The 24,220-nt window shown below is 72.5% G+C and carries 26 protein-coding genes; 15 read left to right on the forward strand and 11 right to left on the reverse strand.

All coding sequences use genetic code 11. From position 1 onward, the window contains the following. Positions 1-2: 2 nt before the first annotated feature. Positions 3-500 carry a GNAT family N-acetyltransferase gene (locus ABD296_RS04125; protein WP_344261568.1) on the reverse strand — a complete coding sequence of 166 codons (498 nt, stop codon included), beginning with the start codon at positions 498-500 and terminating at the stop codon, positions 3-5. Positions 501-727: 227 nt separating this feature from the next. On the opposite strand from ABD296_RS04125, the gene ABD296_RS04130 reads away from it, so the two are divergent. Beyond that, positions 728-2,395: a carotenoid oxygenase family protein gene (locus ABD296_RS04130; RefSeq protein WP_344261570.1), complete on the forward strand. Its 1,668-nt coding sequence runs from the start codon at positions 728-730 to the stop codon at positions 2,393-2,395. Positions 2,396-2,419: 24 nt separating this feature from the next. Here the strand turns inward: ABD296_RS04130 and ABD296_RS04135 are convergent, their stop codons facing one another. Continuing rightward, positions 2,420-3,175 (reverse strand): hypothetical protein, encoded by a 756-nt coding sequence (locus tag ABD296_RS04135; protein WP_344261572.1) that lies wholly within the window; start codon positions 3,173-3,175, stop codon positions 2,420-2,422. Between the two features lie 141 nt (positions 3,176-3,316). Between ABD296_RS04135 and bioD the strand changes: the two genes are divergently transcribed. Then, positions 3,317-4,042 (forward strand): dethiobiotin synthase, encoded by a 726-nt coding sequence (bioD, locus tag ABD296_RS04140; protein ID WP_344261574.1) that lies wholly within the window; start codon positions 3,317-3,319, stop codon positions 4,040-4,042. Positions 4,043-4,093: 51 nt separating this feature from the next. On the opposite strand, the gene ABD296_RS04145 is transcribed toward bioD, so the two are convergent. From ABD296_RS04145 to ABD296_RS04160, 4 genes are all read right to left on the reverse strand, one after another. After that, entirely contained in the window at positions 4,094-4,393 is a 300-nt protein-coding gene (locus ABD296_RS04145) for a hypothetical protein (RefSeq protein ID WP_344261577.1), read from the reverse strand. 2 nt (positions 4,394-4,395) lie between these two features. Beyond that, positions 4,396-5,046, reverse strand: a complete 651-nt coding sequence (locus ABD296_RS04150) for a Uma2 family endonuclease (protein ID WP_344261579.1) — start codon at positions 5,044-5,046, stop codon at positions 4,396-4,398. 114 nt (positions 5,047-5,160) lie between these two features. Next, positions 5,161-5,970 carry a GntR family transcriptional regulator gene (locus ABD296_RS04155; RefSeq protein ID WP_407061440.1) on the reverse strand — a complete coding sequence of 270 codons (810 nt, stop codon included), beginning with the start codon at positions 5,968-5,970 and terminating at the stop codon, positions 5,161-5,163. Positions 5,971-6,007: 37 nt separating this feature from the next. Further along, on the reverse strand, positions 6,008-7,213 hold the full coding sequence (locus ABD296_RS04160; RefSeq protein ID WP_344261581.1) for an 8-amino-7-oxononanoate synthase: 1,206 nt from the start codon (positions 7,211-7,213) through the stop codon (positions 6,008-6,010). A gap of 73 nt (positions 7,214-7,286) precedes the next feature. Between ABD296_RS04160 and ABD296_RS04165 the strand changes: the two genes are divergently transcribed. Continuing rightward, a complete protein-coding gene (locus tag ABD296_RS04165) occupies positions 7,287-8,960 on the forward strand; it encodes a sensor histidine kinase (protein WP_344261583.1) in 1,674 nt (557 codons plus the stop codon). A 109-nt stretch (positions 8,961-9,069) separates the two neighbouring features. Here ABD296_RS04165 and ABD296_RS04170 read toward each other — a convergent pair whose 3' ends face one another. Next, positions 9,070-9,330: a WhiB family transcriptional regulator gene (locus ABD296_RS04170; RefSeq protein ID WP_151541468.1), complete on the reverse strand. Its 261-nt coding sequence runs from the start codon at positions 9,328-9,330 to the stop codon at positions 9,070-9,072. A gap of 295 nt (positions 9,331-9,625) precedes the next feature. Then, complete coding sequence (locus ABD296_RS04175) at positions 9,626-10,567, reverse strand: diacylglycerol/lipid kinase family protein (protein ID WP_344261588.1); 942 nt, start codon at positions 10,565-10,567, stop codon at positions 9,626-9,628. A 75-nt stretch (positions 10,568-10,642) separates the two neighbouring features. Between ABD296_RS04175 and ABD296_RS04180 the strand changes: the two genes are divergently transcribed. Beyond that, on the forward strand, positions 10,643-11,176 hold the full coding sequence (locus ABD296_RS04180) for a hypothetical protein (RefSeq protein WP_344261590.1): 534 nt from the start codon (positions 10,643-10,645) through the stop codon (positions 11,174-11,176). Positions 11,177-11,260: 84 nt separating this feature from the next. Here ABD296_RS04180 and ABD296_RS04185 read toward each other — a convergent pair whose 3' ends face one another. Together ABD296_RS04185 and ABD296_RS04190 are read right to left on the reverse strand one after the other, a co-directional pair. Next, complete coding sequence (locus ABD296_RS04185; RefSeq protein WP_173099279.1) at positions 11,261-12,076, reverse strand: RNA polymerase sigma factor SigF; 816 nt, start codon at positions 12,074-12,076, stop codon at positions 11,261-11,263. After that, entirely contained in the window at positions 12,073-12,501 is a 429-nt protein-coding gene (locus ABD296_RS04190; protein WP_344261593.1) for an ATP-binding protein, read from the reverse strand. Before ABD296_RS04190 ends, ABD296_RS04185 begins: the two co-directional genes overlap by 4 nt. A gap of 138 nt (positions 12,502-12,639) precedes the next feature. Here ABD296_RS04190 and ABD296_RS04195 point away from each other — a divergent pair, with 138 nt between their 5' ends. Then, positions 12,640-13,401 (forward strand): phytanoyl-CoA dioxygenase family protein, encoded by a 762-nt coding sequence (locus ABD296_RS04195; RefSeq protein WP_344261595.1) that lies wholly within the window; start codon positions 12,640-12,642, stop codon positions 13,399-13,401. Here the strand turns inward: ABD296_RS04195 and ABD296_RS04200 are convergent. Further along, positions 13,376-14,323, reverse strand: a complete 948-nt coding sequence (locus tag ABD296_RS04200; protein WP_344261597.1) for a sugar kinase — start codon at positions 14,321-14,323, stop codon at positions 13,376-13,378. The two genes, ABD296_RS04195 and ABD296_RS04200, sit on opposite strands and share 26 nt — an antisense overlap. A gap of 53 nt (positions 14,324-14,376) precedes the next feature. Between ABD296_RS04200 and ABD296_RS04205 the strand changes: the two genes are divergently transcribed. The 10 genes from ABD296_RS04205 to ABD296_RS04250 all read left to right on the forward strand — a co-directional run bounded on the left by ABD296_RS04205 (position 14,377) and on the right by ABD296_RS04250 (position 24,208). Continuing rightward, entirely contained in the window at positions 14,377-15,546 is a 1,170-nt protein-coding gene (locus tag ABD296_RS04205; protein ID WP_344261599.1) for a DUF5005 domain-containing protein, read from the forward strand. Positions 15,547-15,549: 3 nt separating this feature from the next. Next, entirely contained in the window at positions 15,550-16,512 is a 963-nt protein-coding gene (locus ABD296_RS04210) for a DUF4432 family protein (protein ID WP_344261601.1), read from the forward strand. Further along, positions 16,509-17,306, forward strand: coding sequence for an SDR family NAD(P)-dependent oxidoreductase (locus ABD296_RS04215; protein WP_344261603.1), 798 nt, complete (start codon positions 16,509-16,511; stop codon positions 17,304-17,306). The genes ABD296_RS04210 and ABD296_RS04215 overlap by 4 nt, the downstream gene beginning before the upstream one ends. Beyond that, on the forward strand, positions 17,307-18,119 hold the full coding sequence (locus ABD296_RS04220) for an SMP-30/gluconolactonase/LRE family protein (RefSeq protein WP_344261605.1): 813 nt from the start codon (positions 17,307-17,309) through the stop codon (positions 18,117-18,119). Between the two features lie 17 nt (positions 18,120-18,136). After that, on the forward strand, positions 18,137-19,312 hold the full coding sequence (locus ABD296_RS04225) for a DUF4185 domain-containing protein (RefSeq protein WP_344261607.1): 1,176 nt from the start codon (positions 18,137-18,139) through the stop codon (positions 19,310-19,312). Positions 19,313-19,316: 4 nt separating this feature from the next. Next, positions 19,317-20,264: an alpha/beta hydrolase gene (locus tag ABD296_RS04230; protein WP_344261609.1), complete on the forward strand. Its 948-nt coding sequence runs from the start codon at positions 19,317-19,319 to the stop codon at positions 20,262-20,264. A gap of 37 nt (positions 20,265-20,301) precedes the next feature. Beyond that, positions 20,302-20,994, forward strand: a complete 693-nt coding sequence (locus tag ABD296_RS04235) for a FadR/GntR family transcriptional regulator (RefSeq protein WP_344261611.1) — start codon at positions 20,302-20,304, stop codon at positions 20,992-20,994. A gap of 160 nt (positions 20,995-21,154) precedes the next feature. Next, a complete protein-coding gene (locus ABD296_RS04240) occupies positions 21,155-22,432 on the forward strand; it encodes an ABC transporter substrate-binding protein (protein ID WP_344261613.1) in 1,278 nt (425 codons plus the stop codon). A gap of 7 nt (positions 22,433-22,439) precedes the next feature. Then, positions 22,440-23,402: a carbohydrate ABC transporter permease gene (locus ABD296_RS04245; protein ID WP_344261615.1), complete on the forward strand. Its 963-nt coding sequence runs from the start codon at positions 22,440-22,442 to the stop codon at positions 23,400-23,402. Then, on the forward strand, positions 23,402-24,208 hold the full coding sequence (locus ABD296_RS04250) for a carbohydrate ABC transporter permease (RefSeq protein WP_344261617.1): 807 nt from the start codon (positions 23,402-23,404) through the stop codon (positions 24,206-24,208). Before ABD296_RS04245 ends, ABD296_RS04250 begins: the two co-directional genes overlap by 1 nt. The last annotated feature ends 12 nt before the right edge of the window (positions 24,209-24,220 follow it).

The raw sequence follows: 24,220 nt of genomic DNA on the forward strand, positions 1-24,220 counted from the left end.
GTCTAGAACGTCAGGGAGTAGGTGAGCAGGAGCAGGCCGGGCACCGGCGACCAGTCCCGGTCGGGGGTGCGGACGAAGCCGAGCCGCTCGTACATGCGGTGCGCGGCCTGCATGTTCGACTGCGTGGACAGCCGCAGCCCGACCAGCCCCGCGGCGCGGGCTCGCGCCGCGCACTCGCCGACCAGGGCGCGTCCCGCGCCGAGCCGCCGCGCCTTCGCCAGGACGGCGAGCATGCGGAACTCGGCCTCGTCCGGGCCGGCCAGCTCGGCGTACGGGCTGCCGGGCGGGCAGTAGGCGACGGCGCCCGCGACCTCGCCGGCGGCCTCGGCGACGATCAGCTGGGACTTGGCGGCCCGGTCGGCGGCGTTGCGCAGCGTCTCGACGTAGGACGACGCGGGCGAGACCAGGCCGCCGTGCACGTACACCTCGACGGTCAGCTCACCGATCAGGTCGTACTCGTGGGGGCGCGCGTCGCGGACGGTGAGGGGAACTGTCTGCATCGGGTGTTTCTCCAGGCCGGGGAGCCGTTGTTGCCGGGTCGCCGCGGCCAGAAGGCCGCGACATATCAGGCTATCCGCATCCATCGCGGACATGCACCCGCCCGGGCCGCCGGCGCGGGGCGATAGTCGTTAGAGGGTTGACTACTAGGGCCCGCCGCGTGTTGATTGGCCCTGTCGACCGTTGTCACCCGCCGATCGTTGTCACCCCGCCGTCCCCAGGAGGCGCCATGCCGGTTCCCCGCTCGATCCTCGGCACGCAGGACGTCGGCGACATGGAGCTGGACGTCGTCGCCGGCGCCTGGCCGGACGACGTCCGCGGCCACTTCGTCGTCAGCACCTCCGACCAGCGCACCCATCCCCTGCACGCCTTCTTCGGCGACGGGATCATCGCGCGGCTGCCGCTCCGGCCCGGCCCGGACGGACGGTTCCGCTGGCGCGCCCGGGTGATCGACACCCCGTCCGTCCGGCTGCGCCGCGCCCGCCCCGACCTGTTCACCGCCGGCCCGGTCGGCACCAGCTCGCCGTGGGGGTTCGTCAACGCCGCCAACACCGCGCCGCTGCCCTGGGGCGACCGGCTGTTCGCCACCTGGGACGCCGGGCGGCCCGTCGAGGTCGACCCCGTCACGCTGGGGTTCGTCGCCGAGGTCGGCCACCGCGACGACTGGAAGCCCGCCATCGACCAGGCCGTGCTGCCGCTGGTCTCCACGTCCGCGCACCCGGTGATCGACCCCGAGCGTGGCTGCCTGTGGACGGTCAGCCGCGACGTGATGTCCGGCGCCGTGTCGGTGATCCGGTATGCGGGGGAGGGGGGCCGGGTCGAGCGCTGGGATGTCGCGGACGCCGTCCTGCCGCAGGCCACGCACACCATCACCCAGACCCGCGACTGGCTCGTCCTCGCCGACACCGCCTACAAGATCGACGCCGAGGAGATCTTCGGCGCGGACCGCACCGTCGCCAACAACCCCGACGGGCCCGTCCTGCTGATCCGCAAGGACGACCTGCGCCCCGGCGGCGGCACCGTGACCTGCAAGGAGTTCCGAATCGCGCCCGAGGTCAACCACTTCTACGCCAAGTACGACGACGCGGACGGCGTCCAGGTCGTCATGGAGCACACCCCCGGCGTCGACATCGGCATGTACCTGCGCGAGGACGACCTCGACGCGTTCGGCCGCCCGGTCGACCCGGCGCTGCGCGGGATGTACTGCCACGGCATGACGCCCGCGCTCACCACCGTCCTGCTGTTCGACCCGGAGACCGGGACGGTGCGCGAGCACGCCCGCGCCGGCGACCCGGCGCGCTGGTGGCAGGCCGAGCTGTCCGCCATCGACTGGAGCATCGAGGGGCAGACCGCCCCGACCCGGCACCACCTCGTCTACCTGGGCTTCCATCCCGAGGCGATCAACCAGCGGGCGCTGCGCAACTACACCGGCCGCATCGACGCCGACCTGTTCCCGCCGGAGGAGACCCCGGCCGTCCTCGTCAGCCACGACCGCGACGACCTCAAGCCGCTCGCCGAATGGACGTTCGCGCTGGACGACTACCCGACGTCACCCTCGTTCGTGCCGCGCGGACGCGGCGGCAGCCGGTACGCGGGGGCCGACCCGGGCGGGCACGACGGGTACCTCGTCGTCGCCGTCCACAACGACGACCGCTTCCGCATCGAGTTGTTCGACGCCGCCGACGTCGGCCGCGGGCCCGTCGCCGTCCTGGCGCCGCCGCACGGCACCACGGTCCCGTTCCTCATCCACTCCGCGTGGATGCCCGAGGCCGTCCGGGCGCCCGACCTGGAGCGTCTGAGCTTCGCCGACGACCTCGACGACCGCCTCGACCAGCTCGCCCCCGACCTGCGGACCGTCACCCGCGAAGTCGCCGCCGACCTCGCCGCCGGACGTTGACGTGCGCCGTATCGCCCTGGCGGGTCAGCGGAGGTCGGCGCAGGAGTGCTCGTCGGGCAGCAGCGGCCGCAGCCGCACACTGTAGATCTTGCCGCCGCTGCGCCAGGCGGCGCCCGGACTCGTCGCCGGGACCTTCGCGGGCGCGGCGAGCGTGCAGACGCCGACGCCGACCGTCGTGCCCTTGCCCAGCGGCGCCAGCGGCCACGCCCGGACCGGGCCGTCGGCCGCGGCGCCCGGCGACGCGAGCACCGCCACCTGGGACGGCTCGTAGGGCCGCGGCCCGGACGCGAGATCGGACGCCGGCCACGTGCGCGGATCGAGCCGTGCCCGGAACCTCACCGCCGGGTCCGACCGCCCCTCCGGCTGGACGATCCTGGTGCGCGCGTCGCCCATCGTGAACTCCAGCACCGTCGCGTCCGGGACCTGCCCGGCGCTGACGGTGTGCGACCGGCCGAGTCCGGCGGCGCGGGCCCCGTCCAGCAGGCGGTCCAGCGCCGCGGGTGTCAGCCGGTACTCGGTGACCTTCCCCTGCGCCCCCTGCGCCGCGGTGAGCGCGCGGCCCGTCGAGTAGAGCGAGAAGCCGGGCAGGGCGCCCGGTCCGCCCATGCCGGCGATGCCGCCGGTCTCGCGCATCCGCAGCACGAGCCGTTCAGCGCCCGAGGCGTCCTTCGCGGGGGGCGCGGTGGACCCGCCGGGCTCCAGCGTGTGCGGCGGCTTCGCCACGCCGGACGCGTCGCCGCAGGCCGCCAGCGTGCCCGCGCACGCGAGCGCGACGATCAAGCTGGTACGTGTCTGCGAACCGGCCATGCGCCTTGGACGCGCCGCCGCGCCCCCGGGTTCCCCGCGCTACAAATCCGGCGGCGGAAGACTGTGGGAATCCGCGACCGACCGGGCCCCGCTCCGCACGCTAGTGTGCCGGGCGTGAGTGTGCTCGTAGTGACCGGGACCTGCACGGGCGTCGGCAAGACCATCGTCACCGCCGCGCTGGCCGCCGTCGCCGCCGCGCGCGGCGCGTCGGTCGCCGTCGTCAAGCCCGGCCAGACCGGGATGGCCGGCGGCGAGCCCGGCGACCTCGACGAGGTGCGCCGGCTCGCCGGCATCGACGACGTCCACGAGTCCGCGCGGTTCCCCGACCCGCTGTCGCCCGCCGCCGCGGCCCGCCGCGCCGGCGTCCCGCCCGTCCGGCTGCCGGACGTCGCCAAGCACGTCCAGGAACTCGCCGCGACCCGCAACCTGGTGCTGGTGGAGGGCGCGGGCGGCCTGCTCGTCCGCTACGACGAGGAGGGCACCACCATCGCCGACCTGGCCCGCTGGCTGGGCGCCGCCGTCGTCGTCGCGACCCGTCCGGACCTCGGCACGCTCAACCACACGGCGCTCACCCTGGAGGCGATGGCGCACCGCGGCGTGCAGCTCGCCGGCGTCGTCATCGGCTCCTGGCCGGACGACCCGGACCTGGCGATGCGCAGCAACATCCGGGACCTGGAGACCATCGCGGCGCGCCCGCTGTCCGGCGCGCTGCCCGCCGGGGCGTCCGCCCTCGACCCCGCCGAGTTCCTGCCGGCCGCCCACCGCGGCCTGTCCCCCGCCTTCGGCGGCACCTTCGACCCCGCCGCCTTCCGCGAAACCCACACCCCCGACCCGAGCTGAACCGACGAGAGCCGAACCGGCCGGAGCCGAGCCGTGCGGGTACCACCCTGGTCAGTCCTCGGACGCCTTCGCTGTGGCCTCGTGCTGCTCCGATTCCCACCTCGCCCGGTATTTTGCCTTCAACGCCTCCATTTCTTCCATCGCCTGCCGAAGCGTCCAGGGGCGGGCGCGTGGGGAGTCCGGTGTGGGGGGACGGGGCGCACCGTCGATGGAGATCAGGTTCTTGAACACCTCGACCTTGGCGCCTTCTTCGGCGTTCACGTAATCCCACAGCTCGTGGGTCCGGGCCAGGTTGTAGGGCGTGTCCGGGAGGTCGATGCAATAGAACTGGTGTACGACGTAGTACCCCATTCTCAGTCTTCCCAGGGTTCCCACTCGGCGGTGCTGATCTCGATGTCGAACGGGTCGGGAAGGTCTACCGTCTCGCCGAATGCCCATGATTCCTGGTGCAGGTAGGCGCCGAGGGCCTGGTCCGGGATCGAGTACAGGATGGAACGCGCGGCCTTGGGGGAGCGGTCGACCAGCAGGTAGTACGGGATCTCCGCCCTGGCGTAGCCGTTCCACTTGTTGTTGCCACGCCCCCTTCCCGAGGGCTCCTGGTCGTTCTGGGCGTTGCCGCGAGAGGTGACCTCCACGACCATTTCGACCTGATCGGGGACCAGCGTCCGTACTTTGGAGCGTCGCGCGGCCTGGAAGACCTCCTGGTCCAGGAGCATCAGGTCCGGGACGAACCCGTCGCCGACGCCGACGAGCGACATCCCGGTCCCGCTGTCGGTCCTCCAGGGGAAGTCAGGGCCGAAGGCTCGGTTGAAGACCATCGTGATGTCACCGATGACGGCATTGTGCTCGAACACTGGCGGCGGTGACACGACGACCCTTCCTCCGATGATCTCGACTCGGGATCCTTCGGGGGTGTCGAGGTGGTCATCGAGTTCGCCGCGCACCCACAGGTTGTAAGGGGCGTCGGGCAGCATCGACACCTCTTCGTCCGACAAGACCTTCACTTCCTGTGACTCCTCCCTCACGATCTGCTCCGGTCATCGTAGAGAAGGGATGCACCCAGCGTAGCCGGAACCTTCGAACCTGTGCTCGAAATCAGGAGGCCGCGAGGGTGGCGGTCAGGTGTCGCGGCGGAGGCGGGTGATGAACTTGTAGCGGTCGCCGCGGTAGAGGGACTGGGCCCATTCGACGGGCTGGCCGGTGGTGTCGAAGGCGTGCCGGGACAGCAGGAGCATGGGCAGGCCGACGTCGACGCCGAGGAGCTGCGCGTCGTGCGGGGTGGCGAGGACGGTCTCGATGGTCTCCTCCGCCTCCGTCAGGTGGACGTCGTAGGCGGTGGCGAGGGTCTCGTACAGGGAGCGGTGCCGGGGCAGCTCGCGGCGCAGGCCGGGGAAGCGGCGGGCCGGGAGGTGCGAGGTGTCGATCGACATCGGCTCGCCGTCGGCGAGGCGGAGCCGGTGGATGCGCAGGACGCGCCCGCCGGGGCGGATGCACAGCAGCGTGGCGAGGCGCTCGTCGGCGCTGACGTAGCCGGCGTCCAGGATGCGGGTCTCGGGGCGCAGGCCGTGGTGGCGCATGTCCTCGGTGTAGGAGACGAGCTGCAGCTCCTGCGAGACCTTCGGCTTGGCGACGAAGGTGCCCTTGCCCTGGATGCGCTGCAGGCGTCCTTCGACGACGAGTTCGGCGAGCGCCTGCCGGACGGTCGTCCGGGACGTCTCGTACTTCTCCGCCAGCGCCCGCTCGGGCGGCAGCGGGCTGCCCGGCGGCAGCGACTGGATGAGCTCGACGAGGAGTTCTTTGAGCTTGTAGTACTTCGGGATGCGCGGCGCCTGGTTGGTGTGGTGCTTACCCAGGTCGCCGAGCGCCGCCCGATCGAATCCGCGCTCGAATCCGTCCCCGTGCCGGGGTCCGCCCCTGACCTCCGTCACGGCATCTCCTCACGTTCATCATCGGTTTCCCCCGATGTTATGCGTGAAGACTACGGCCGGTAGAGTGCACGACCTCCGCCAGGGCCGCCCGCAGCCTTGTGAGGTCCGCCTCGCTCACGGTCGCCCGCGCGGTGAGCCGCAGGCACGCCCGTCCCTTCGGGACGGACGGGGGGCGGAAGCAGCCGACGCGCAGCCCGTGCTCAGCGCAGATCCCGGCGGCGTGTACCGCGGTGTCCGGTTCGCCGAGGAACACCGGGACGACGGCGGCGGCCGGGTCGGCGGTCTCCAGGCCGGAACCGGCCGCGAGGTTTGCCATCCTGCGGGCGGTGGCACGGGCCCGGGCGGGCAGGTCCGGGTCCGCCTCCAGGACGTCGAGGGCGGCGAGCGCGGCGCCCACGGCGGGCGGGTTCAGGCCGGTGTCGAAGATGAACGAGCGGCCGGTGTCCAGCAGCGCCTGGACGACCTCCGGCGCGCCGAGGACGGCGCCGCCCTGCGAGGCCAGCGACTTCGACAGGGTGAGGGTGAGGACCACGTCGGGTTCGCCGGCGAGGCCGGCGGCGTGCGCGGCGCCGCGTCCGCCGTCGCCGACGACGCCGAGCGCGTGCGCCTCGTCGATCACCAACAGCGCGCCGTGCGCGCGGGCGGCGCGGTGCAGTTCGGCGAGCGGCGCGAGGTCGCCGTCCACGGAGAACACCGCGTCGGTGACGACGACCGCGTGCTCTTCGTCACGTTCGGCGAGGGCCCGCTCGACGGCGGCCGCGTCCCGGTGCGGGACGATCGCGACCCGGGCGCGCGACAGCCGGCACGCGTCCACGATCGAGGCGTGGTTGACCTGGTCGGACACCACCAGGGTGCCGGGGCCGGACAGCGCGGTGACGGCGCCGAGGTTGGCCAGGAAGCCGGAGGAGAACACCAGCCCGGCGGTGCTGCCGGTGAACGCGGCGAGCCGCCGGTCCAGCTCGGCGTGCAGCGCGGTCGTGCCGGTGACCAGCCGGGACCCGGACGACCCGGTGCCCCACGCGCGGGCCGCGGCGACCGCGCCCTCCACGAGCCGGGGATCGCCGGACAGCCCCAGGTAGTCGTTGGACGCCAGGTCGGCCATGCCGTCGTGGTCGGCGCCGCGGGGGCGCAGCGTCCGCCGCAGGCCCGCCTCGGCCCGCCGGGCGGCCGCGTCGCGGAGCCGGGCGAGCGGGTCGGGGCGGCTCGGCGGGGGTCCCGCCGGCGCGTCGGGTGCAGCGGTCATGCGGGAATCCTGCCAGGTGGCGTGCGGCGGGGACGGAGGCGGGGCACCAAATCGGATGGGCGATGATGGTCGCGTGCCTACCTTGACCGATCTGGTCCGCGACCACACCGACCTCACCGAGACCGATGTCGAGTGGCTGCACGCGCTGGTGTCGGACTGGCAGCTGCTCGCCGACCTGTCGTTCGCGGACCTGCTGCTGTGGGTGCCGCTGCGGTCCGGCGCGGCGGTCCCGGCCGACGAGCAGGGCGGCCGGGGCGGGCGGCGCGGCGGCGCGCTCGACACGAACGCGGCCGTGCAGGGCTGGGTGGCGATCGCGCAGATGCGGCCGACGACCGGTCCCACCGCCTACTCCGAGGACCTCGTCGGCAAGGTCGTCCGGACGGGGCGGCGCGGGCTGATCGACGTGGCGTGGCGGGAGCGGCGGATCGTCCGGGAGGGCGACCCGGAGTGGGGCAGCGGCATCCCCGTGCGGGAGGAGTCGATCCCGGTGCGCCGCGGCGCCAAGATCCTCGGAGTGATCCAGCGCAGCACCAACCTCAGCTCGGCGCGCACCCCGTCCCGGCTGGAGCTGACCTATCTGCAGAGCGCCAGCGACCTCGCCAAGATGATCTCCGAGGGCCGGTTCCCGGTGCCGGGCGAGGAGCCGAACATGGTCCGCTCGCCGCGCGTCGGCGACGGGCTGATGCGGCTGGACCGCGGTGGCGGCGTCACCTACGCCAGCCCGAACGCCCAGTCCGCCTACCGGCGCCTCGGCCTGCCGTCCGACCTGGTCGGCGAGTCGCTCGGCAAGGTCACCGCCGACCTGTGCGACACCGGCGAGCCGCTGGAGGAGGCGCTCAGCGTCGTGCTCAGCGGCCGGGCCCCGCGCGAGGTGGAGGTCGAGTCGAACGGCTCGGTCATGCAGCTGCGGACGATCCCGCTGGTCGTCGGCGGCACCCGGATCGGCGCGATCGTGCTGTGCCGCGACGTCACCGAACTGCGCTGGCGCGACCGGGAGCTGATGACCAAGGACGCCACCATCCGGGAGATCCACCACCGGGTGAAGAACAACCTGCAGACGGTCGCCGCGCTGCTGCGGCTCCAGGCGCGCCGGCTGCGGATCCCGGAGGGGCGGGCGGCGCTGGACGAGGCGGTCCGCCGGGTCGGGTCGATCGCGATCGTGCACGAGACCCTGTCGCACACCCCCGACGAGCTGATCGACTTCGACGACATCGCGGACCGCGTGATCATGATGGCGGGGGAGGTGTCCACCCCGGAGACCAAGGTCGAGCCGAAGCGGACCGGCAGCTTCGGCGTGCTGCCCGCCGAGGTCGCGACGCCGCTGGCGATGGCGCTCACCGAGCTGCTGCAGAACGCGCTGGAGCACGGCCTCGCCAACCGGTTCGGCACGCTGGAGGTCGTCGCCCGCCGCTACGGGGAGGGCGGCGCGCCCAGCGAGCCGGCGGGCGTCCGGGTCTGGGGCGAATGGCCCGACTCCGGCGCGTCCGAGCCGCACGCCCCGAAGGAGGCGCCCCGCGGGCCGGGCGACGGTCCCCGCCTCGTCGCGATCGTGACCGACGACGGCGTGGGCCTGCCCCCGGACTTCGACGTGGAGAGCAGCAACAGCCTCGGCCTGCAGATCGTCCGCACCCTCATCGTCGGCGAGCTCGGCGGCCGCCTCGACTTCCGCGACCGTCCCGGCGGCGGAACCGAGGTCACGGTGGACGTCCCGCTCGACCACAACCACCGCTCCGGCCCGCGAGCCTGACCTCGCGGCTCTGATCTCGCGGCACGGCCGGGGCCGGGAATGCCTACGGCGCCGGCTTTCCGGCCCTGGGGGTTCGGAAGCGGCGCCGTCGGACGGTGCGATCGGGGTTCTACAGGCCCGCGTTGGCGCGGGCGCGGGCGCGGCTGGCGCGGCGCTTGAGGGCGCGGCGCTCGTCCTCGCCCATCCCGCCCCATACACCGGAGTCCTGGCCGGACTCCAGCGCCCAGCGCAGGCAGGCGTCCGTCACGTCGCAACGCCGGCACACCTGCTTGGCCTCTTCGATCTGCAGGATCGCGGGCCCGGTGTTGCCGATCGGGAAGAACAGCTCGGGGTCCACGTCACGGCAGGCAGCGCGGTGGCGCCAGTCCATGCGGTCCACTCCTTCGTCAGGTGGTGTGAGACACTCCACGTTTGTGAACGGCTTCACATGTCGCGAACGCCCGGAGCGGCGGTGGCCGGCGATCCAGGGGTGATTGTTCCGCGGCGCTGCGAGCAGGAGGCGGACGACGTTGGGGCCCCTGTCGGCTGGCGCACTACGAGCGTTTCAGCCGGGTACGGGCAGACGCAAGACCTTTGAGAAGGGATTCTCAAAGTATGGGTGTCGCATGTGTCACACCTGTGGGTCGGCCGTGTTACTTGGCTTCCAGCATGGCGTGACGCCGGTCTCAGATGAGGATGCGGACCGCCTTCGGCACCGAGCGGAACGTCACGCTGCGCTGTTCTCCGAGATAGTCGCCGTCCAGCTGAAAGGCGACCGGGCGGCTCGCCCGCAGGGTGACCTCCGCCGCGTCGTGCACGTTCACCACGTGCCGTCCCTGCACCGGGCGGGTGCGCACCAGCATCATCTGCCCGAGCGCGCCGAGGATGGGGACGGCGTCCATGGAACGCATGCCGAACACGTCCAGCCCGCGCCCGAAGTTCGCCTTCGGACTCGGATTCACCGGCAGCCGGCCCATGAAAGTCCACGGCGCGGTATTCGACACGAACGCCAGGAACAGGCCCGATTTCGGAGGACGGCCCGGCACTTCCAGTGTGAGAGCCGGACGGCGCCGATCCGTGCCCGCGAAGAAATGGCGGACCGCGGCCCGCACGTACAGCGACGGGTCGGCCTTCGCGCCCGCGCCGCGGCGCCGCTCCACCTCCCGGACGACCTCCGCGTCCAGCCCCACGCCCGCGTTGAAGGTGAAGTACCGCCGCACGCCGTCCGGCAGGCACGCCGCCCCCAGCCCGACCGTCCGGTACCGTCCGGCGCGCAGCGCCTCCAGCACCGCCTTCGTCGCGCCGATCGGGTCGTTCGGCAGCCCCAGCGCGCGGGCGAACACGTTCGCGCTCCCGGACGGCAGCACCGCCAGCGCCGGCAGGCCGGGCGAGGGGCCGTCCGCGAGGAGGCCGTTCACCGCCTCGTTCACCGTGCCGTCGCCGCCGAGCGCGATCACCGCGTCGTAGCCCTCGGCGGCGGCGAGCCGGGCCAGCTCGGTCGCGTGGCCGCGGTGCGCGGTCTCGGCGATCTCGAGGTCGAGGTCGCCGGCGAAGGCCCGCACGAGGATGTCGCGGGCCCTCCGGGAGGTGGAGGTCGCCTTGGGATTGGCGATGAGCATGGCGCGCACGGCGCCAGCGTACCGAGGGTCATCCACGGGTTTACCCGCGCGTCGGGCACGGCCGCGGCCGAGTAGGGTTTCGATGTGACCGATCGTCCCATCACCGTGCGGGCCGCCGCCGTCCTGGAGGGCGCGGAGGGCCTCGGCGCCGTCGCGTTCGGCGTCTACACCGGCGTGGAGACCGCCGCCGGCGCCGCCGTCGACCCGGTGAGCGCGATCGGGGTGACCGTCCTCGCCCTCGCCGGCGGGCTGGGCATGCTCGCCTGCGCCCGCGGCCTGCTGCGCGCCGCCCAGTGGAGCCGCGCCCCGACGGTGCTGACGCAGCTGTTCGCGCTGCCGGTCGCCTGGTCGCTGTGGCAGAGCGACCGTCCCGCCATCGCCGTCCCGATGGGCGTGGTCGCCGTGCTCGCGCTGGTCACGGTGCTGAGCCCGCCGAGCACCGCCTGGCTCGTCGAGGACCCGGACGAGGACGAGGACGCCGCGGACGCGCCGCCCCGCGACCCGAAGCCCGCGACCGGCGCCGCGGACACGCGCCCCGCGGACGGCCGCTCCCTCGGGCAGAAGCTGATGGACCGCCTGAAGGAGCAGCCCGCCAAGGGCACGTCCGCCAAGAACTGACCGAACACCCGCAGCGATCAACCGGCGATCAACGCCGAGGGCCCCGGGGAGAGCGTCCCCGGGGCCCTTCGGCGTTCGGCCGTCCTACTCGTCGGCGGTCAGGCCCTCGCGCAGCTGCGCGAGCGTGCGCGCCAGCAGCCGCGACACGTGCATCTGCGAGATCCCGAGCTCCGCCGCGATCTGCGACTGCGTCATGTTCCCGAAGAACCGCAGCAGCAGGATCTTCTTCTCCCGCGCGGGCAGCTTCTCCAGCAGCGGCTTGAGGGACTCGCGGTACTCCACGCCCTCCAGCGACTCGTCGATCATGCCGAGCGAGTCCGCCACGGCGGGCGCGTCCTCGTCGCCGGAGTCGGGCGCGTCGAGGGACACCGTGGAGTAGGCGTTCGCCGACTCCAGGCCCTCCAGCACCTCTTCCTCGCTCATCTGCAGGTGCGCGGCCAGCTCGCTGACCGTCGGCGCCCGGCCCTCGCGCTGCGCGAGGTCGCTGATCGCCTTGGTCAGCGACAGCTTCAGCTCCTGCAGCCGGCGCGGCACCCGGACGGCCCAGCCCTTGTCGCGGAAGTGGCGCTTGATCTCCCCGACGATCGTGGGCGTGGCGTAGGTGGAGAACTCCACGCCGCGCTCCAGGTCGAACCGGTCGATCGATTTGATCAGCCCGATGGTGGCGACCTGGATCAGGTCGTCCAGCCACTCGCCGCGGTTGCGGAAGCGCCGGGCCAGGTACTCCACCAGGGGCAGGTGCAGCTCGACGAGCTGGTCGCGGATGCGCTGCCGCTCCGGGTCGCCCTCGGGCAGCTCGGCGAGGCGCTCGAACAGCGCACGGGCCCGCGCGCGGTCCGGTACGCCGCTGCTCTCGGACCGCTCGTTGCTCGCGCCGGCGATGGTCGTCTTCTCCGTCACGGGGCCCCCGCCGTACCGCGCCGCTTCTGCAGCGTCACGGTCACCCGGTCGTCGGAGCCGATCTGCGCGTCGACCTCGCCGGCCAGGGACGACAGGACCGTCCAGGCGAAGGTGTCGCGGCTGGGCTCCGCGCCGTCCACGGTGAGCACCGACACCGAGATGCGCATGGCCTCCCCGGTCAGCTCGAACTCGCACGACAGGTCCGTCCCGGGCACGGCCTGGGACAGCAGCATCGCGCACGCCTCGTCGACCGCGATGCGCAGGTCCTCTATCTCGTCCAGCGTGAAGTCCAGCCTGGCGGCCAGCCCCGCGGTCGCGGTTCTGAGCACCGACAGGTAGGCGCTCGCGGCGGGCAGCTTCACTGTCACCACGTCGCGCACGGACAACTGTGTACTGGCAGGCATGGCAGCGGTTTCCTCGGTCACGTCACTCCCTCGCAGGATGGTCCCGCTGCCTCCGAAACTACCGCCTGCGGAGCCCACTGCGAGACTTCGCCGCGCAGAGGTTTGTTCCGGTTGGCCAACTATTGACTAGATGACTTGGTCTCTAGATATCTTGCCGCCATGGAGTTCATGGAGAAGTACGAGGCCGACGGGTACGCGATCTTCCCCGGCGTGCTGGATTCCGAGCTGGTGGCCGAGGCGGACGGTCACGTCCGCTGGCTGCAGGAGCGCCATCCGGGACGCAGCGGCGAGGACCTGTCGACCGAGCTGGTGGCCCGCGACCCGTTCTGGGTGCGGCTCGTCTCCGACGGCCGGCTGCTCGACGTCGCCGAGCGGTTCATCGGCCCCGACATCGCGCTGTTCGCCTCGCACTACATCGCCAAGCCGCCGCACACGGGCAAGGCCGTCCGCTGGCACCAGGACGGGGCGTTCTGGCCATTGGACCCGATGCGGGTCGTGACACTGTGGCTTTCGGTGGACCATTCCACGCCGGAGAACGGCTGCCTGCGCGTCATCCCGGGCTCGCATCGTGAGGAACTTCACGCCGTCCGGGAGCTCGACGGCGACGACGCGGTCTTCAACGTGGAGAGCGACGTGGCCGTGGACGAGTCGAAGGCGGTCGACATGGTGCTGCGCCCCGGCGACGTGGAGGTCCACCATCCGGGGATCATGCACGGCAGCAACGCCAACACCTCGCCGCACCGGCGCTGCGGCCTGACGATCCGCTACATCCCGACCTCGACCCGGATCACCGCCGAGCCGCAGCCGTTCCCGAGCGCGCTGCTGCTGCGCGGCGAACCCGGCGTCAACGCCTACCAGCCGATGCCCCGCTACGTGGAGGGCGAGCACTACCCCTTCAAGGGCTCGGCGGCCTGGGAGTGACGGACGCCCCGAGCGGCGGGAGGAGCGCGCCGGGATGGCCGATCACCTCCGCGGCCAGCCGGGCGCCCGCCTCGGCGGCGGCGCGCCGGCCTGCGCCGGCCAGGCGCGCCGCCAGGTAGCCGCCGTTGAACGCGTCGCCCGCCGAGGTGGTGTCGACCACGTGCGCGTCCGGCACGGCGGGCACGGCCTCCATCGAGTCGCGGTCGGCGATGACGCAGCCCTCGGCGCCCAGCTTGACGACGATCTCCGGCACGCCGGCGTCCCGGAGCCGTCCGACGCAGGCCCGGGCGGACGCGTCGCCGTGCACGAGCCGGTCGTCGTCCAGGGACGGCAGCGCGATGGAGGTGTGCGCCAGCACCGCGGCGGCCGCCCCGGCCGCCGCGCCGGGAGAGGGCCAGCCGCTGGGCCGGTGGTTGCCGTCGTAGGCGACGAGCCCGCCGCGCCGCCGGGTTTCCGCCAGCACCTCGGCCAGCCGGGCGCGGGCCCGCTCCGTCATGATCGAGAGGGTGATCCCGGACAGGTAGACCAGGTCGTGGCCGGCGATGGCCTCGTCGATCGAGGCGGGCTGGTCCGGCCCGAACAGGTCGCGGGCGGGCGATTCGCTCCGATAGTGCTGGAACGTCCGCTCGCCGTGCTCGTCGGTGCGGATCAGGTAGAGCCCGGCGCGGCCGCCGGGCCGCACCCGCGCGTACCTGTCGCCGACACCGTGGGCGTGCCAGGCCGCGCGCATCCCGACGCTGTAGGGGTCGTCGCCGGTGACCGTGACGAACTGCACGTCCAGCGCGCCGGGGACGGCGCTGCGCGCCAGGTAGGCGGCGGCGTTGAAGACGTCTCCGGCGTAGCCGAGGGCGAGCCGGTCCGGCGTCAGATGCCGCAGTTCGATCATGCATTCGCCGATGAGGGCGACCCGGGGAACATTCACGGGCAGCACGATACATCTAGACAACAAGTCATCTAATGACCAGACTTCTGGCCGTGCGCAGAAGATCCCCCTGGCGCGGCCTCGCCGCCGGCGCTCTCACCCTGGTCCTGTCCACGACGGCCTTCACCGCCCCCGCCCGCGCCGCCGCGACCGCCGCCCAGGCGTGCGGCGGCACCCCGACCCCCGCCTTCCAGAGCGCGGCGCCCGACGCCGGACTGAACGGCCTGTTCACCCGCTACGGCGACGACAACGGCCGGACCGACGACTGGACCGGCGCGGACGGCACCTTCTCCACCACCCTGCCCGGGGGCCGGGTGGCGTTCGTGTTCTCCGACACCTTCCTCGGCAAGGTCAACGCCGACGGCACGCGCTCGCCGGTCGTCGAGGAGGGCGGCACCACCCCGTTCGTCAACAACTCGTTCGTGGTGAAGTCCGGCGACCGGCTGAGCACCGTGCACGGCGGCACCCGCGAGCGGCCGAAGGCCGTCATGCCGCCGCGCGACGACGAGCACTGGTTCTGGGCCGGCGACGCGATCACCGCGGGCGGCAGGGTCCAGGTGACCTACCAGGAGTACGAGCGGTTCGGGCCCGGCATCTGGGACTGGCGCTGGCTCCGCAACGTCGTCGCGAAGTTCCGGCCGGACCGGCTGTCCGCGCCCGTCAGCGTGACCCCGATCCCGTCGTCCAAGGGGATCTCCTGGGCGTCCTGGCTGGAGCGGTCGGACGGCATGATCTACGTCTACGGCGTCGAGGACCTCGGCGACACCAAGTACATGCACCTGGCCCGCGTCCGCGGCGGCGACCTGGCCCGGCCGTGGGAGTTCGCCGCGGGCGACGGCACCTGGTCGCGGGACGAGGCCGACTCCGCGCGGATCATGGGCGGCGTCGCCAACGAGTACAGCGTCACCCGCATGGGCCGCGCCTACATGCTCATCACCCAGGACACCACCGAGAAGTTCAGCACGAACATCGTCGCGTACTTCTCTTGCTCGCCCCAGGGGCCGTTCACCGGCAAGACCACCGTCTACTCGACACCCGAGACCGGCGCGAACGGCGGCTACGGCAACCCCAACATCTTCACCTACAACGCGCACGCCCATCCGGAGCTGAGCCGCCCCGGCAGCCTCGTCGTCTCCTACAACGTCAACAGCTTCGTCAACACCGACCATTACAAGGACGTCACCATCTACCGGCCCCGCTTCGTCGACCTGAAGTTCGGCTGACCGATGGCGTACCGACGGCATCGCCCGGCCCGCAACTGGGGCGCGCGCCTGCACGAGATCACCTGGTTCGGGATGCGCGCCGTCGTGCTGGAGAACGAGCTGCTGCGCGTGACCGTCCTGGCGGACAAGGGCGGCGACGTCGCCGAGTTCTGCTACAAGCCGCGCGACATGGACTTCGTCTGGCTCGCGCCGGACGGGATCCGCAACCCGCGCGACGTGGCGGGCGGCGCGAGCGACGACGTGGCGGCGTTCCTCGACCACTACGAGGGCGGCTGGCAGGAGGTGCTGCCCAACGGCGGCGAGCCGAGCACCTACCGCGGCGCCGCGCTGGCGCAGCACGGCGAGGTCGCCGGGCTGCCCTGGGACGTCGACATCGCGGCCGACGACCCGTCCGAGGTCGCGGTGCGGCTGACCGTCCGGGCGCGGCGGATGCCGCTGCGCGTGGTGAAGACGTTCCGGCTGGCGTCCGGCGACGCCGAGCTGCGCGTCGACGAGGAGCTGGCGAACGAGTCGGAGATCGAGCTGGAGGTGATGTGGGGCCACCACATCGTCTTCGGCGCCCCCTTCCTACGGCCCGGCCACCGCATCCGGCTGCCGGACGGGGCGGCCGCTGGGCCGGAGCTGACCGTCGTCCCCGAGCGCGGCGCGCCGAGCGACATCCACTACTTCTCCGGGTTCCAGGACGGCCGCTACGACATCATCGACCCGGACGCGGGCCTCGGCCTGCGGGTCCGCTGGGACGCCGCCGTCCTGCCGGACCTGTGGCTGTGGCGGGAGCTCGGCGCCACCCGCGAGGCGCCCTGGTGGGGCCGCGCGTACGTGGTGGGGCTGGAGCCGTTCGCCGGACGGCCGACCGAGGGCCTCGCCGAGGCGGTGCGCAACGAGTCGGCGCTCACCCTGCGGCCGCACGAGACGAGGCCGCTGTGGCTGCGCGCGGCCGTGATCGAGGGGGAGGAAGCGCGATGAAGGAGTTCGGCGGCAAGGTCGCCGTCGTCACCGGGGGGTCGCTCGGCATCGGCCGGGCGGTGGTGCGGCGGCTGGCCGGGGACGGCGCCGCGGTCGTCTTCTGCGGCATCGGCGAGGACGGCGTCCGCGCCACCGAGGCCGAGCTGCGCGGCGACGGCCTGGACGTGACCGGCGTCGTCGCCGACGTCACCGACGCGGAGCAGACGCGCGGCCTCGTCCGCCGCGCGGTCGACGCGCACGGCGGCCTCGACACCGTCGTCACCTGCGCCGGCATCCAGCGGTACGGGACGGTGGAGGACACCGCCGAGGAGCTGTGGGACGAGGTCCTCGGCGTCAACCTCAAGGGCGTCTTCCTCGTCTGCAAGGCGGCCGTCCCGGAGCTGCGGCGGCGCGGCGGCGGCACGATCGTCACGATGTCGTCGGTCCAGGCGTTCGCGTCGCAGGACCGGGTCGCCGCCTACACCGCGAGCAAGTCCGCGATCAACGGGCTCACCCGCGCGATGGCGCTGGACCACGCGCCCGACGGGATCCGCGCCAACGTCGTCTGCCCCGGCTCGGTCGACACCCCGATGCTGCGCTGGGCCGCCGACCTGTTCCGCGGCGGCACCACCCAGGACGACCAGGTCGCCGAGTGGGGCCGGGCGCACCCGCTGGGCCGCGTCGCGCGGGCGGAGGAGGTCGCCGAGGTGGTGGCGTTCCTCGCCGGGCCGCGCTCCTCGTTCATCACCGGGGCCGAGCACCGCGTGGACGGCGGCCTGCTCGCCCGCAACCCCGCCGCACTCCCGGAGGTCTGAATGCCCGCCGCCCGCGTCTTCTTCGACGGCCTGTTCAGCAGTCCCCGCCTGGACCACCCCGAGTGCGTGGCGGTCCACCCCGACGGCAGCGTGTGGTGCGGCGGGGAGGCCGGCCAGATCTTCCGCGTGGACCCGGCGGGCGAGAGCGTCGAGCAGGTCGCCACGACCAACGGCTTCGTACTCGGCATCGCCTTCGACGCGTCCGCCTCCCACCTGTACATCTGCGACATCGAGCACCCCGGCGTGTTCCGCCTCGACCTCGCCGCCGGCGAGGTGTCGCTGTTCGCCGACGGCGCGGACGGCCACCGCTTCACCAACCCCAACTACCCGGTGATCGACGCGCAGGGCCGGATCTACGTCTCCGACAGCCGCCAGATCGACGACCCCGGCCCCTCGGTGTTCCGGTACGCGCCGGACGGCACCGGGGAGGTCTGGGACGAGCGCCCGATGGCGTTCGCCAACGGCCTCGCCCTGGCGCCGGACGGGTCGGCCCTGTACGTCGCGGAGTCGTTCCTGCCCGGGATCACCCGCGTCGAGATCGGGGCCGACGGCACCGCGGGCGGCCGCTCGACGGTCGCCGAGCTGCCCGGCACGGTCCCCGACGGCATCGCCTTCGGCCCCGACGGCCTGCTCTACGTCGGCCTCTACGAGCCCAGCGAGGTGCTGCGGCTCACCCCGGACGGGCGGCGGGAGACCGTCGTCCGCGACCCCACCGCCCACCTCCTCTGCCATCCGACCAACCTGGCGTTCCGGGGCACGACGGCGTTCGTGGCGAACCTGGGCCGCTGGCACATCAGCGCGTTCGACCTCTAGACCCCCGGAGGGTCCGTATGCGTCTCCTCACTCGTGCTGCCGCGGCCTCGACGCTGGCCGCGACCGCTCTGCTCGCCCCCTCGACCGCCGCTCACGCCGCCGCGCTCACCTGCGGTGGGAGCGCCGCGCCCGCGTTCGGCACAGCGGCGCCCGACGCCTCGCTGAACGCCAAGTTCACCTCCTACGGCAACAGCAACGCGCTGCTGGACGACTGGACCGGCGGCGACAGCACCTACTCGGTGAAGCTGCCGGACGGCCGGACGGTCTTCGGCTTCTCCGACACCTTCCTCGGCAAGGTCAACGCCGACGGCTCCCGGCCGCTCACCGTCGCCGACGGCGGCACGACCCCGTTCGTCAACAACACCTTCGTCGTGCGGTCGGCGGGCGGTTCGCTGACCGGCACCGCGCACGGCGGCACCGCCGCGAACCCGACCGCCCTGCTGCCGCCGAGCGACGCCTCGCACGTCTACTGGGCGGGCGACATGACGGTGAACGGAAGCGAGATCCAGCAGCCGTACCGGGAGTACAAGGTCGGGTCCGGCGACCTGAACGTCACCTGGGACCGCAACGTCCTCGCGCGGTTCTCCACGAGCGACCTGAACCGGCCGACGTCGGTCACCTCGCTGCCGTCCGCCACCGGTGTGATGTGGGGATCGGCGCTGCTGCGGGACGGCGGCTACACCTACGTCTACGGCACCGAGGACCTCGGCTCCGGCGGCAAGCACATGTACGTCGCGCGGGTGGCGGGCACCGACCTGCGCGGGACGTGGAGCTACCTGGCCGCCGGCGGCACCTGGTCGGCGTCGGAGGCGGCGGCGGTGGAGGTGCTGGGCGGCGTGTCGAACGAGTTCAGCGTCAGCAAGCGCGGGAACTTCTACATCCTCCTGACGCAGGACACGAAGGACGCGTTCAGCGCGCAAATCGACACGTACCTGTCCTGCTCGCCGGCCGGGCCGTTCACCGGCGAGAAGACGGTGTACAACACGCCGGAGGGCGGGCCGTTCGGCTCGTACGGCGACGGCGACGTCTACACCTACAACGCCCACGCGCACGCCTCGCTCACGACGGCGAACAACCTGGTGGTGTCCTACAACGTCAACAGCCTCGACACGACGCAGGGGCCGACGAAGGACGTCTACCGCGACGTGAGCATCTACCGTCCGCGTTTCGTCGACGTCCCCGTGGCGGGCTGACGCGATGGACCCCGAGCTGTCCGAGGCGCTCGCCGGGATGCCGTACGTGAGCCTGGCCGACCCGGTCAAGGCGCGGGCCGCCATGCGCGAACTGGCGGAGGTGCTGTCGGGGGAGAAGGCGGCCGATGACCGCGTCGAGGTGACCGACCGGAGCATCCCCGGCGGCGTGCCCGTCCGCGTCTACCGGCCGAGACGCCCCGAGGGGCCCGCGCTGGTGTACTTCCACGGCGGGGGGTTCGTCACCGGCGACCTGGAGAACGAGCACCGCCGCTGCCTGGACTTCGCCGCCGCGCTCGGCATCGTCGTGGTGTCGGTGGACTACCGGCTCGCGCCCGAGCACCCGTTTCCCGCGCCGTTCGAGGACGCGTGGGCCGCGACCGTCTGGACGCATGGGAACGCGCCGGCCCTCGGCGCCGATCCGGGTCGGATCGCGGTCGGCGGCGGCAGCGCGGGCGGTGGGCTGGCGGCGGCCGTAGCGCTGCGGGCCCGCGACGAGGACGGGCCGCCGCTGGTGTTCCAGCTGCTGCTCTACCCGGTGCTCGACGACCGGATGGACACCCGGTCGATGCACGCCCACACCGAGCCGCCGCTGTTCAACCGGGGCGAGGTGGAGCACATGTGGCGGCATTACCTCGGCCCGGACCGGGGCGCGGCGGGCCGGGAGACGCCGGTGTACGCCGCTCCGGCCCGCGCACGCGACCTGTCGGGGCTGCCGTCCGCCTACGTGCTGGCCGCCGAGGCCGATCCGCTGCGCGACGAGGACCTGATCTACGCGCGGCGGATGATCGAGGCGGGCGTGCCGGTCGAGCTGCGGCACGTGCCGGGCGCCTACCACGGTTTCGACGGCGTCCTCTCGGCGGAGGTGGCGCGCCGGGCGCTCGCCGAGCAGCGGGAGGCGCTGCGCGCCGCGTTCGGCATCGACCCTGGACATCCCGGTACATCAAGTGATTAGATGACTTGACTTCTTGTGGGAGCGAGCGAGGTAGACGATGTCCAAGGATGTGGCCCGGCCCAGTCTCTCCGACGCGCTCACCGAGCGCGTGCTGGAGCTGATCCGCTCCGGCGGGCTGCGCCCCGGCGACCGGCTGCCCTCGGCGCGGGAGCTCTCGGAGCGCTTCGCGGTGACCACGCCCACCCTCCGCGAGGCGCTCCGCCGGCTGGAGGCCACCGGCGCCGTGCGGATGCGGCACGGATCGGGCATCTACGTGGGCGCCGACCTCGAACGGGTCGTCATCCCCAACCCGAACGTCCGGCCGCTGCAGGGCGACCGGCTGCTGGAGCTGCTGGACGCCCGGCTGCTCATCGAGCCGCCGCTCGCCGCGATGGCCGCCCGCCGCGCCGCGTCCGCCGACCTGGACCGGCTGCGCGCCGTCCTGGACCAGGCGGGCCGGCACCTGGAGGGCGAGGACGCCGAGCTGGACGCGGCCAACCGGACCTTCCACCGCGCCGCCGCGCAGGCGTCCGGCAACGCGGTGCTCGGCGAGGTCGTCGACTCGCTGCTGTCGGTGCACGGTGCCGAGCAGCGGGAGATCCTGCGGATCTTCGACGACCGGCGCCGCGACCACGAGGAGCACCGGGCGATCCTCGGCGCCATCGAGGCCGGCGACGGCGAGCACGCCGAGGAGCTGATGCGGGCGCACCTGCTCGACGTCACGAAGGTCATCGAGTCCAGGCTCACCTGACCCCACCGTCCGACCCACCCGTCCGCCGCATCCGTCCGACCCACCCAGCCGACGCGTCCATCCGAACAGGCCGCTCGCCCCGCGGGGCCGGCGGTCCTCCTCGGCGCACCCTCGTCACACCCCGACCTCCCCACCCACCCCATGAACCAAGGAGGCCCCCATGCCGTCGATGCGCACGCGCACGACCGCCGTCCTCGCGGCGGCCGCGGCGCTGGCCGCGGCCGCGGGCTGCGCCTCGGGCAACGACTCCGGCGGGTCGAAGTCCGGGCTCAGCCTCTACAACGACAAGGGCGCGTGGAAGCCCTTCTTCGAGCAGATGAGCGCGCTGGGCAAGCAGCAGACCGGGCTCGACATGAAGCCGGTGGGCTACACCGACGAGCCGACCTACACCGCGTTCATCAAGTCCTCGTTCCGCACCAAGGTCAAGCCGGACCTGTTCACCTGGACGACCGGCGGACGCCTCGAGGAGATCGTCAAGCAGAACCAGGTCGCCGAGACGACGTCGATCTGGCAGGACGCCATCAGGAGCGGCGACCTCACCCAGGACCTCGCCAAGTACTACACGGTCGGCGGCAAGCAGTACTGCGTGCCGCTCAACACCGCGTACTGGGGCATGTTCTACAGCAAGAAGATCTTCGCGAAGTACGGCCTGACGCCACCGACGACCTGGGCCGACCTCATGAAGATCGCCCGGACGCTGAAGAGTAAGGGCCAGGTCCCGTTCAACCAGACCACGCCCACCTCGCTGTTCTCCTTCGCCTGGTTCGAGCAGCTGCTCGCCGGCACCGACCCCGACCTGTACGAGCGGCTGTCCACCGGCCAGGCCTCCTACACCGACCCCGGTGTGGTCAAGGTGATGGAGCAGTGGAAGTCGATGATCGACGCCGGCTACTTCTCCAACCCCGGCGACAAGGCCGACCCCGCCGACCACTTCAAGGCCGGCGACGCCGCCATGGTCATCAGCGGCACCTGGTTCAACACGAGCATGACCCAGCGCGGGCTCAAGCAGGGCGCCGACTACGGGTTCTTCTTCATCCCCAACGTTGCGCCGTCGCTGCCCAAGCGGTCCCTGGTCTTCGAGAGCGGGCCGCTGTGCTCGCTGCGCAAGGCGCCCGACGCGGCCGCCAGCACCAAGTACCTGAAGTGGTGGATCACCCCCGCCGCGCAGGAGAAGTGGGCCAACGCGCGCGGCGACGTGTCCGGCAACCCGAAGGTCAAGATCGCCGACCCCGAGCTGGACAAGGTCACCAAGGAGGCCGCGAACGGCGGGAACCGGCTCGTGCCGCGCTACTTCGAGGCCGCGCCCGCGCCCGTCCTGACGGCCGCGCTCAGCGGGTTCGACGGCTTCCTCAGCAAGCCCGGCTCGTACATGAAGGTGCTCCAGGACATCCAGAAGGCCAACGAGGACTACTGGAAGACCCACAAGGCCGGAAGCTGAGCCCGCGATGACCGACCAGACGACCGCCGTGCGCGCGAGGACCCCGCTCGGACGCGCGCGCGGCGGGCAGCGGCGCAGCGGCAGGCGCGGGCGCCCCCCGGCCGGGTTCGCGATGCACGGCCGGTTCCGGCACGCCTACCTCACCCCGGCCGTCCTCTTCGTCGCGGTGCTGATCTACCTGCCGTTCCTGTGGACCGCGTACCTGAGCCTCACCACCTACGACGGCCTCGGGTCGCCGAAGTTCACCGGCCTGGACAACTACCGGCGGCTGCTGCGGGACGAGGCGCTGCTCACCTCGATCCGCAACACCCTGCTGTGGGTCGCCGGCACCACGGTCCTGCCCGTCGGGCTCGGCCTGCTGGTCGCGGTGCTGTCGTACAACATCAAGGGCGGCGCTTGGTTCCGGCTGCCGTTCCTCATCCCGTACGCGATGTCCGGCGCCGGCATCGGCCTCATCTGGGGCTTCATCCTGCAGCCCGACGGCATGGCCAACCAGGTGCTGACGTTCCTCGGCATGCCCGGCGGCCACACCGAGTTCCTCCAGGACGGCCCGCGCAACACGTTCGCGATGATCGTGGTGTGGGCGTGGCAGCAGCTCGGCGTCAACATGCTGCTGTTCGTGGTCGGCCTCCAGTCGATCCCGCGCGCCCCGATCGAGGCCGCCCGCATCGACGGCGCGTCGGGATGGCAGCTGTTCCGGCACGTCATCTGGCCGCTGATGCGGCCGCTCACCACCGTGGTGTTCGGGCTGGCGCTGGTCGCGAGCCTGAAGACGTTCGACATCGTCTGGGTGATGACGCAGGGCGGCCCCGGCCGGACCTCCGAGACGCTCGCGGTGACCATGTACCGGCAGGTCTTCGTCGCCGACGAGTACGGCTACGGGTCGGCGATCGCCGTGCTGCTCACCACGGTCACCGGCCTCGCCTCCTACGTCTACCTGCGCCACCAGCTCGGCAGGGAGGGCTCCTGATGCGCCGCGTCGTGCTGATCGTCCTCGGCCTGGTGTGGCTGTTCCCGACGTACCTGATCGTCGCGAACGCCGTCCGCCCCGCCGGCGACTACGACCCGTCCGACGCGGTGAAGCCGCCCGGGTCGATGGGCCTGTTCGACAACGTCAGTGAGGCGTGGAGCCGCACCGACGTCGGCGCCACCATCGGCAGCACCGCGATCTACAGCCTGGTCGCGCCCGCGCTCGCCGTGCTGTTCGGGGCGCTCGCCGGCTACGCGATCGTGGTGCTGCGGGTCCGGTTCGGGTTCCTCTGGTTCGTCGTGATCTTCGCGGGCACGGTCGTGCCGTTCCAGATGCTGCTGGTGCCGCTGTTCGTCGGCTACAGCAAGGTGTCGCTGTACGACAACCAGATGGGCCTGGTGCTGGTCCACACCGCGATCAGCGTGCCCCTCGCCGCGCTGGTGATGCGCAACTTCTTCGGCTCGGTGGCCGTCTCGATCTTCGAGGCGGCGCGGCTGGACGGCGCGTCCACGTTCCGCATCTTCTGGCGCATCTACCTGCCGCTGTCGTCGGCCGCGCTGGCCGCCGTGTTCATCCTCGAGTTCACCTACGTCTGGAACGACCTGCTGTTCGGGCTGACGCTGGCGCAGTCCGACAACGTCCGGCCGGTCTGGGCGGAGCTGTCGGCGCTCACCACCGACGTGTACGCCGGGACGCCCGTCCCGGTCGCGCTGGCCGCCGGGCTCGTGGTCTCGCTCCCCACGGTCGTGCTCTTCCTGGCGACGCAGCGGCTGTTCACCCGCGGGCTGACGCTCGCCCAGTTCTGACCCCTCGGTCAC

It is taken from the genome of Actinomadura napierensis (genome assembly GCF_039529375.1).
In the GTDB taxonomy this organism is placed as follows: domain Bacteria; phylum Actinomycetota; class Actinomycetes; order Streptosporangiales; family Streptosporangiaceae; genus Spirillospora; species Spirillospora napierensis.

Coding starts and splice junctions, on each gene's coding strand:
- ABD296_RS04125 (WP_344261568.1), bottom strand. CDS start 500: ATGCAGACAGTTCCCCTCACCGTCCGCGACGCGCGCCCCCACGAGTAC.
- ABD296_RS04130 (WP_344261570.1), top strand. CDS start 728: ATGCCGGTTCCCCGCTCGATCCTCGGCACGCAGGACGTCGGCGACATG.
- ABD296_RS04145 (WP_344261577.1), bottom strand. CDS start 4,393: ATGGGGTACTACGTCGTACACCAGTTCTATTGCATCGACCTCCCGGAC.
- ABD296_RS04160 (WP_344261581.1), bottom strand. CDS start 7,213: ATGACCGCTGCACCCGACGCGCCGGCGGGACCCCCGCCGAGCCGCCCC.
- ABD296_RS04170 (WP_151541468.1), bottom strand. CDS start 9,330: ATGGACTGGCGCCACCGCGCTGCCTGCCGTGACGTGGACCCCGAGCTG.
- ABD296_RS04195 (WP_344261595.1), top strand. CDS start 12,640: ATGGAGTTCATGGAGAAGTACGAGGCCGACGGGTACGCGATCTTCCCC.
- ABD296_RS04210 (WP_344261601.1), top strand. CDS start 15,550: ATGGCGTACCGACGGCATCGCCCGGCCCGCAACTGGGGCGCGCGCCTG.
- ABD296_RS04215 (WP_344261603.1), top strand. CDS start 16,509: ATGAAGGAGTTCGGCGGCAAGGTCGCCGTCGTCACCGGGGGGTCGCTC.
- ABD296_RS04220 (WP_344261605.1), top strand. CDS start 17,307: ATGCCCGCCGCCCGCGTCTTCTTCGACGGCCTGTTCAGCAGTCCCCGC.
- ABD296_RS04225 (WP_344261607.1), top strand. CDS start 18,137: ATGCGTCTCCTCACTCGTGCTGCCGCGGCCTCGACGCTGGCCGCGACC.
- ABD296_RS04230 (WP_344261609.1), top strand. CDS start 19,317: ATGGACCCCGAGCTGTCCGAGGCGCTCGCCGGGATGCCGTACGTGAGC.
- ABD296_RS04235 (WP_344261611.1), top strand. CDS start 20,302: ATGTCCAAGGATGTGGCCCGGCCCAGTCTCTCCGACGCGCTCACCGAG.
- ABD296_RS04240 (WP_344261613.1), top strand. CDS start 21,155: ATGCCGTCGATGCGCACGCGCACGACCGCCGTCCTCGCGGCGGCCGCG.
- ABD296_RS04245 (WP_344261615.1), top strand. CDS start 22,440: ATGACCGACCAGACGACCGCCGTGCGCGCGAGGACCCCGCTCGGACGC.
- ABD296_RS04250 (WP_344261617.1), top strand. CDS start 23,402: ATGCGCCGCGTCGTGCTGATCGTCCTCGGCCTGGTGTGGCTGTTCCCG.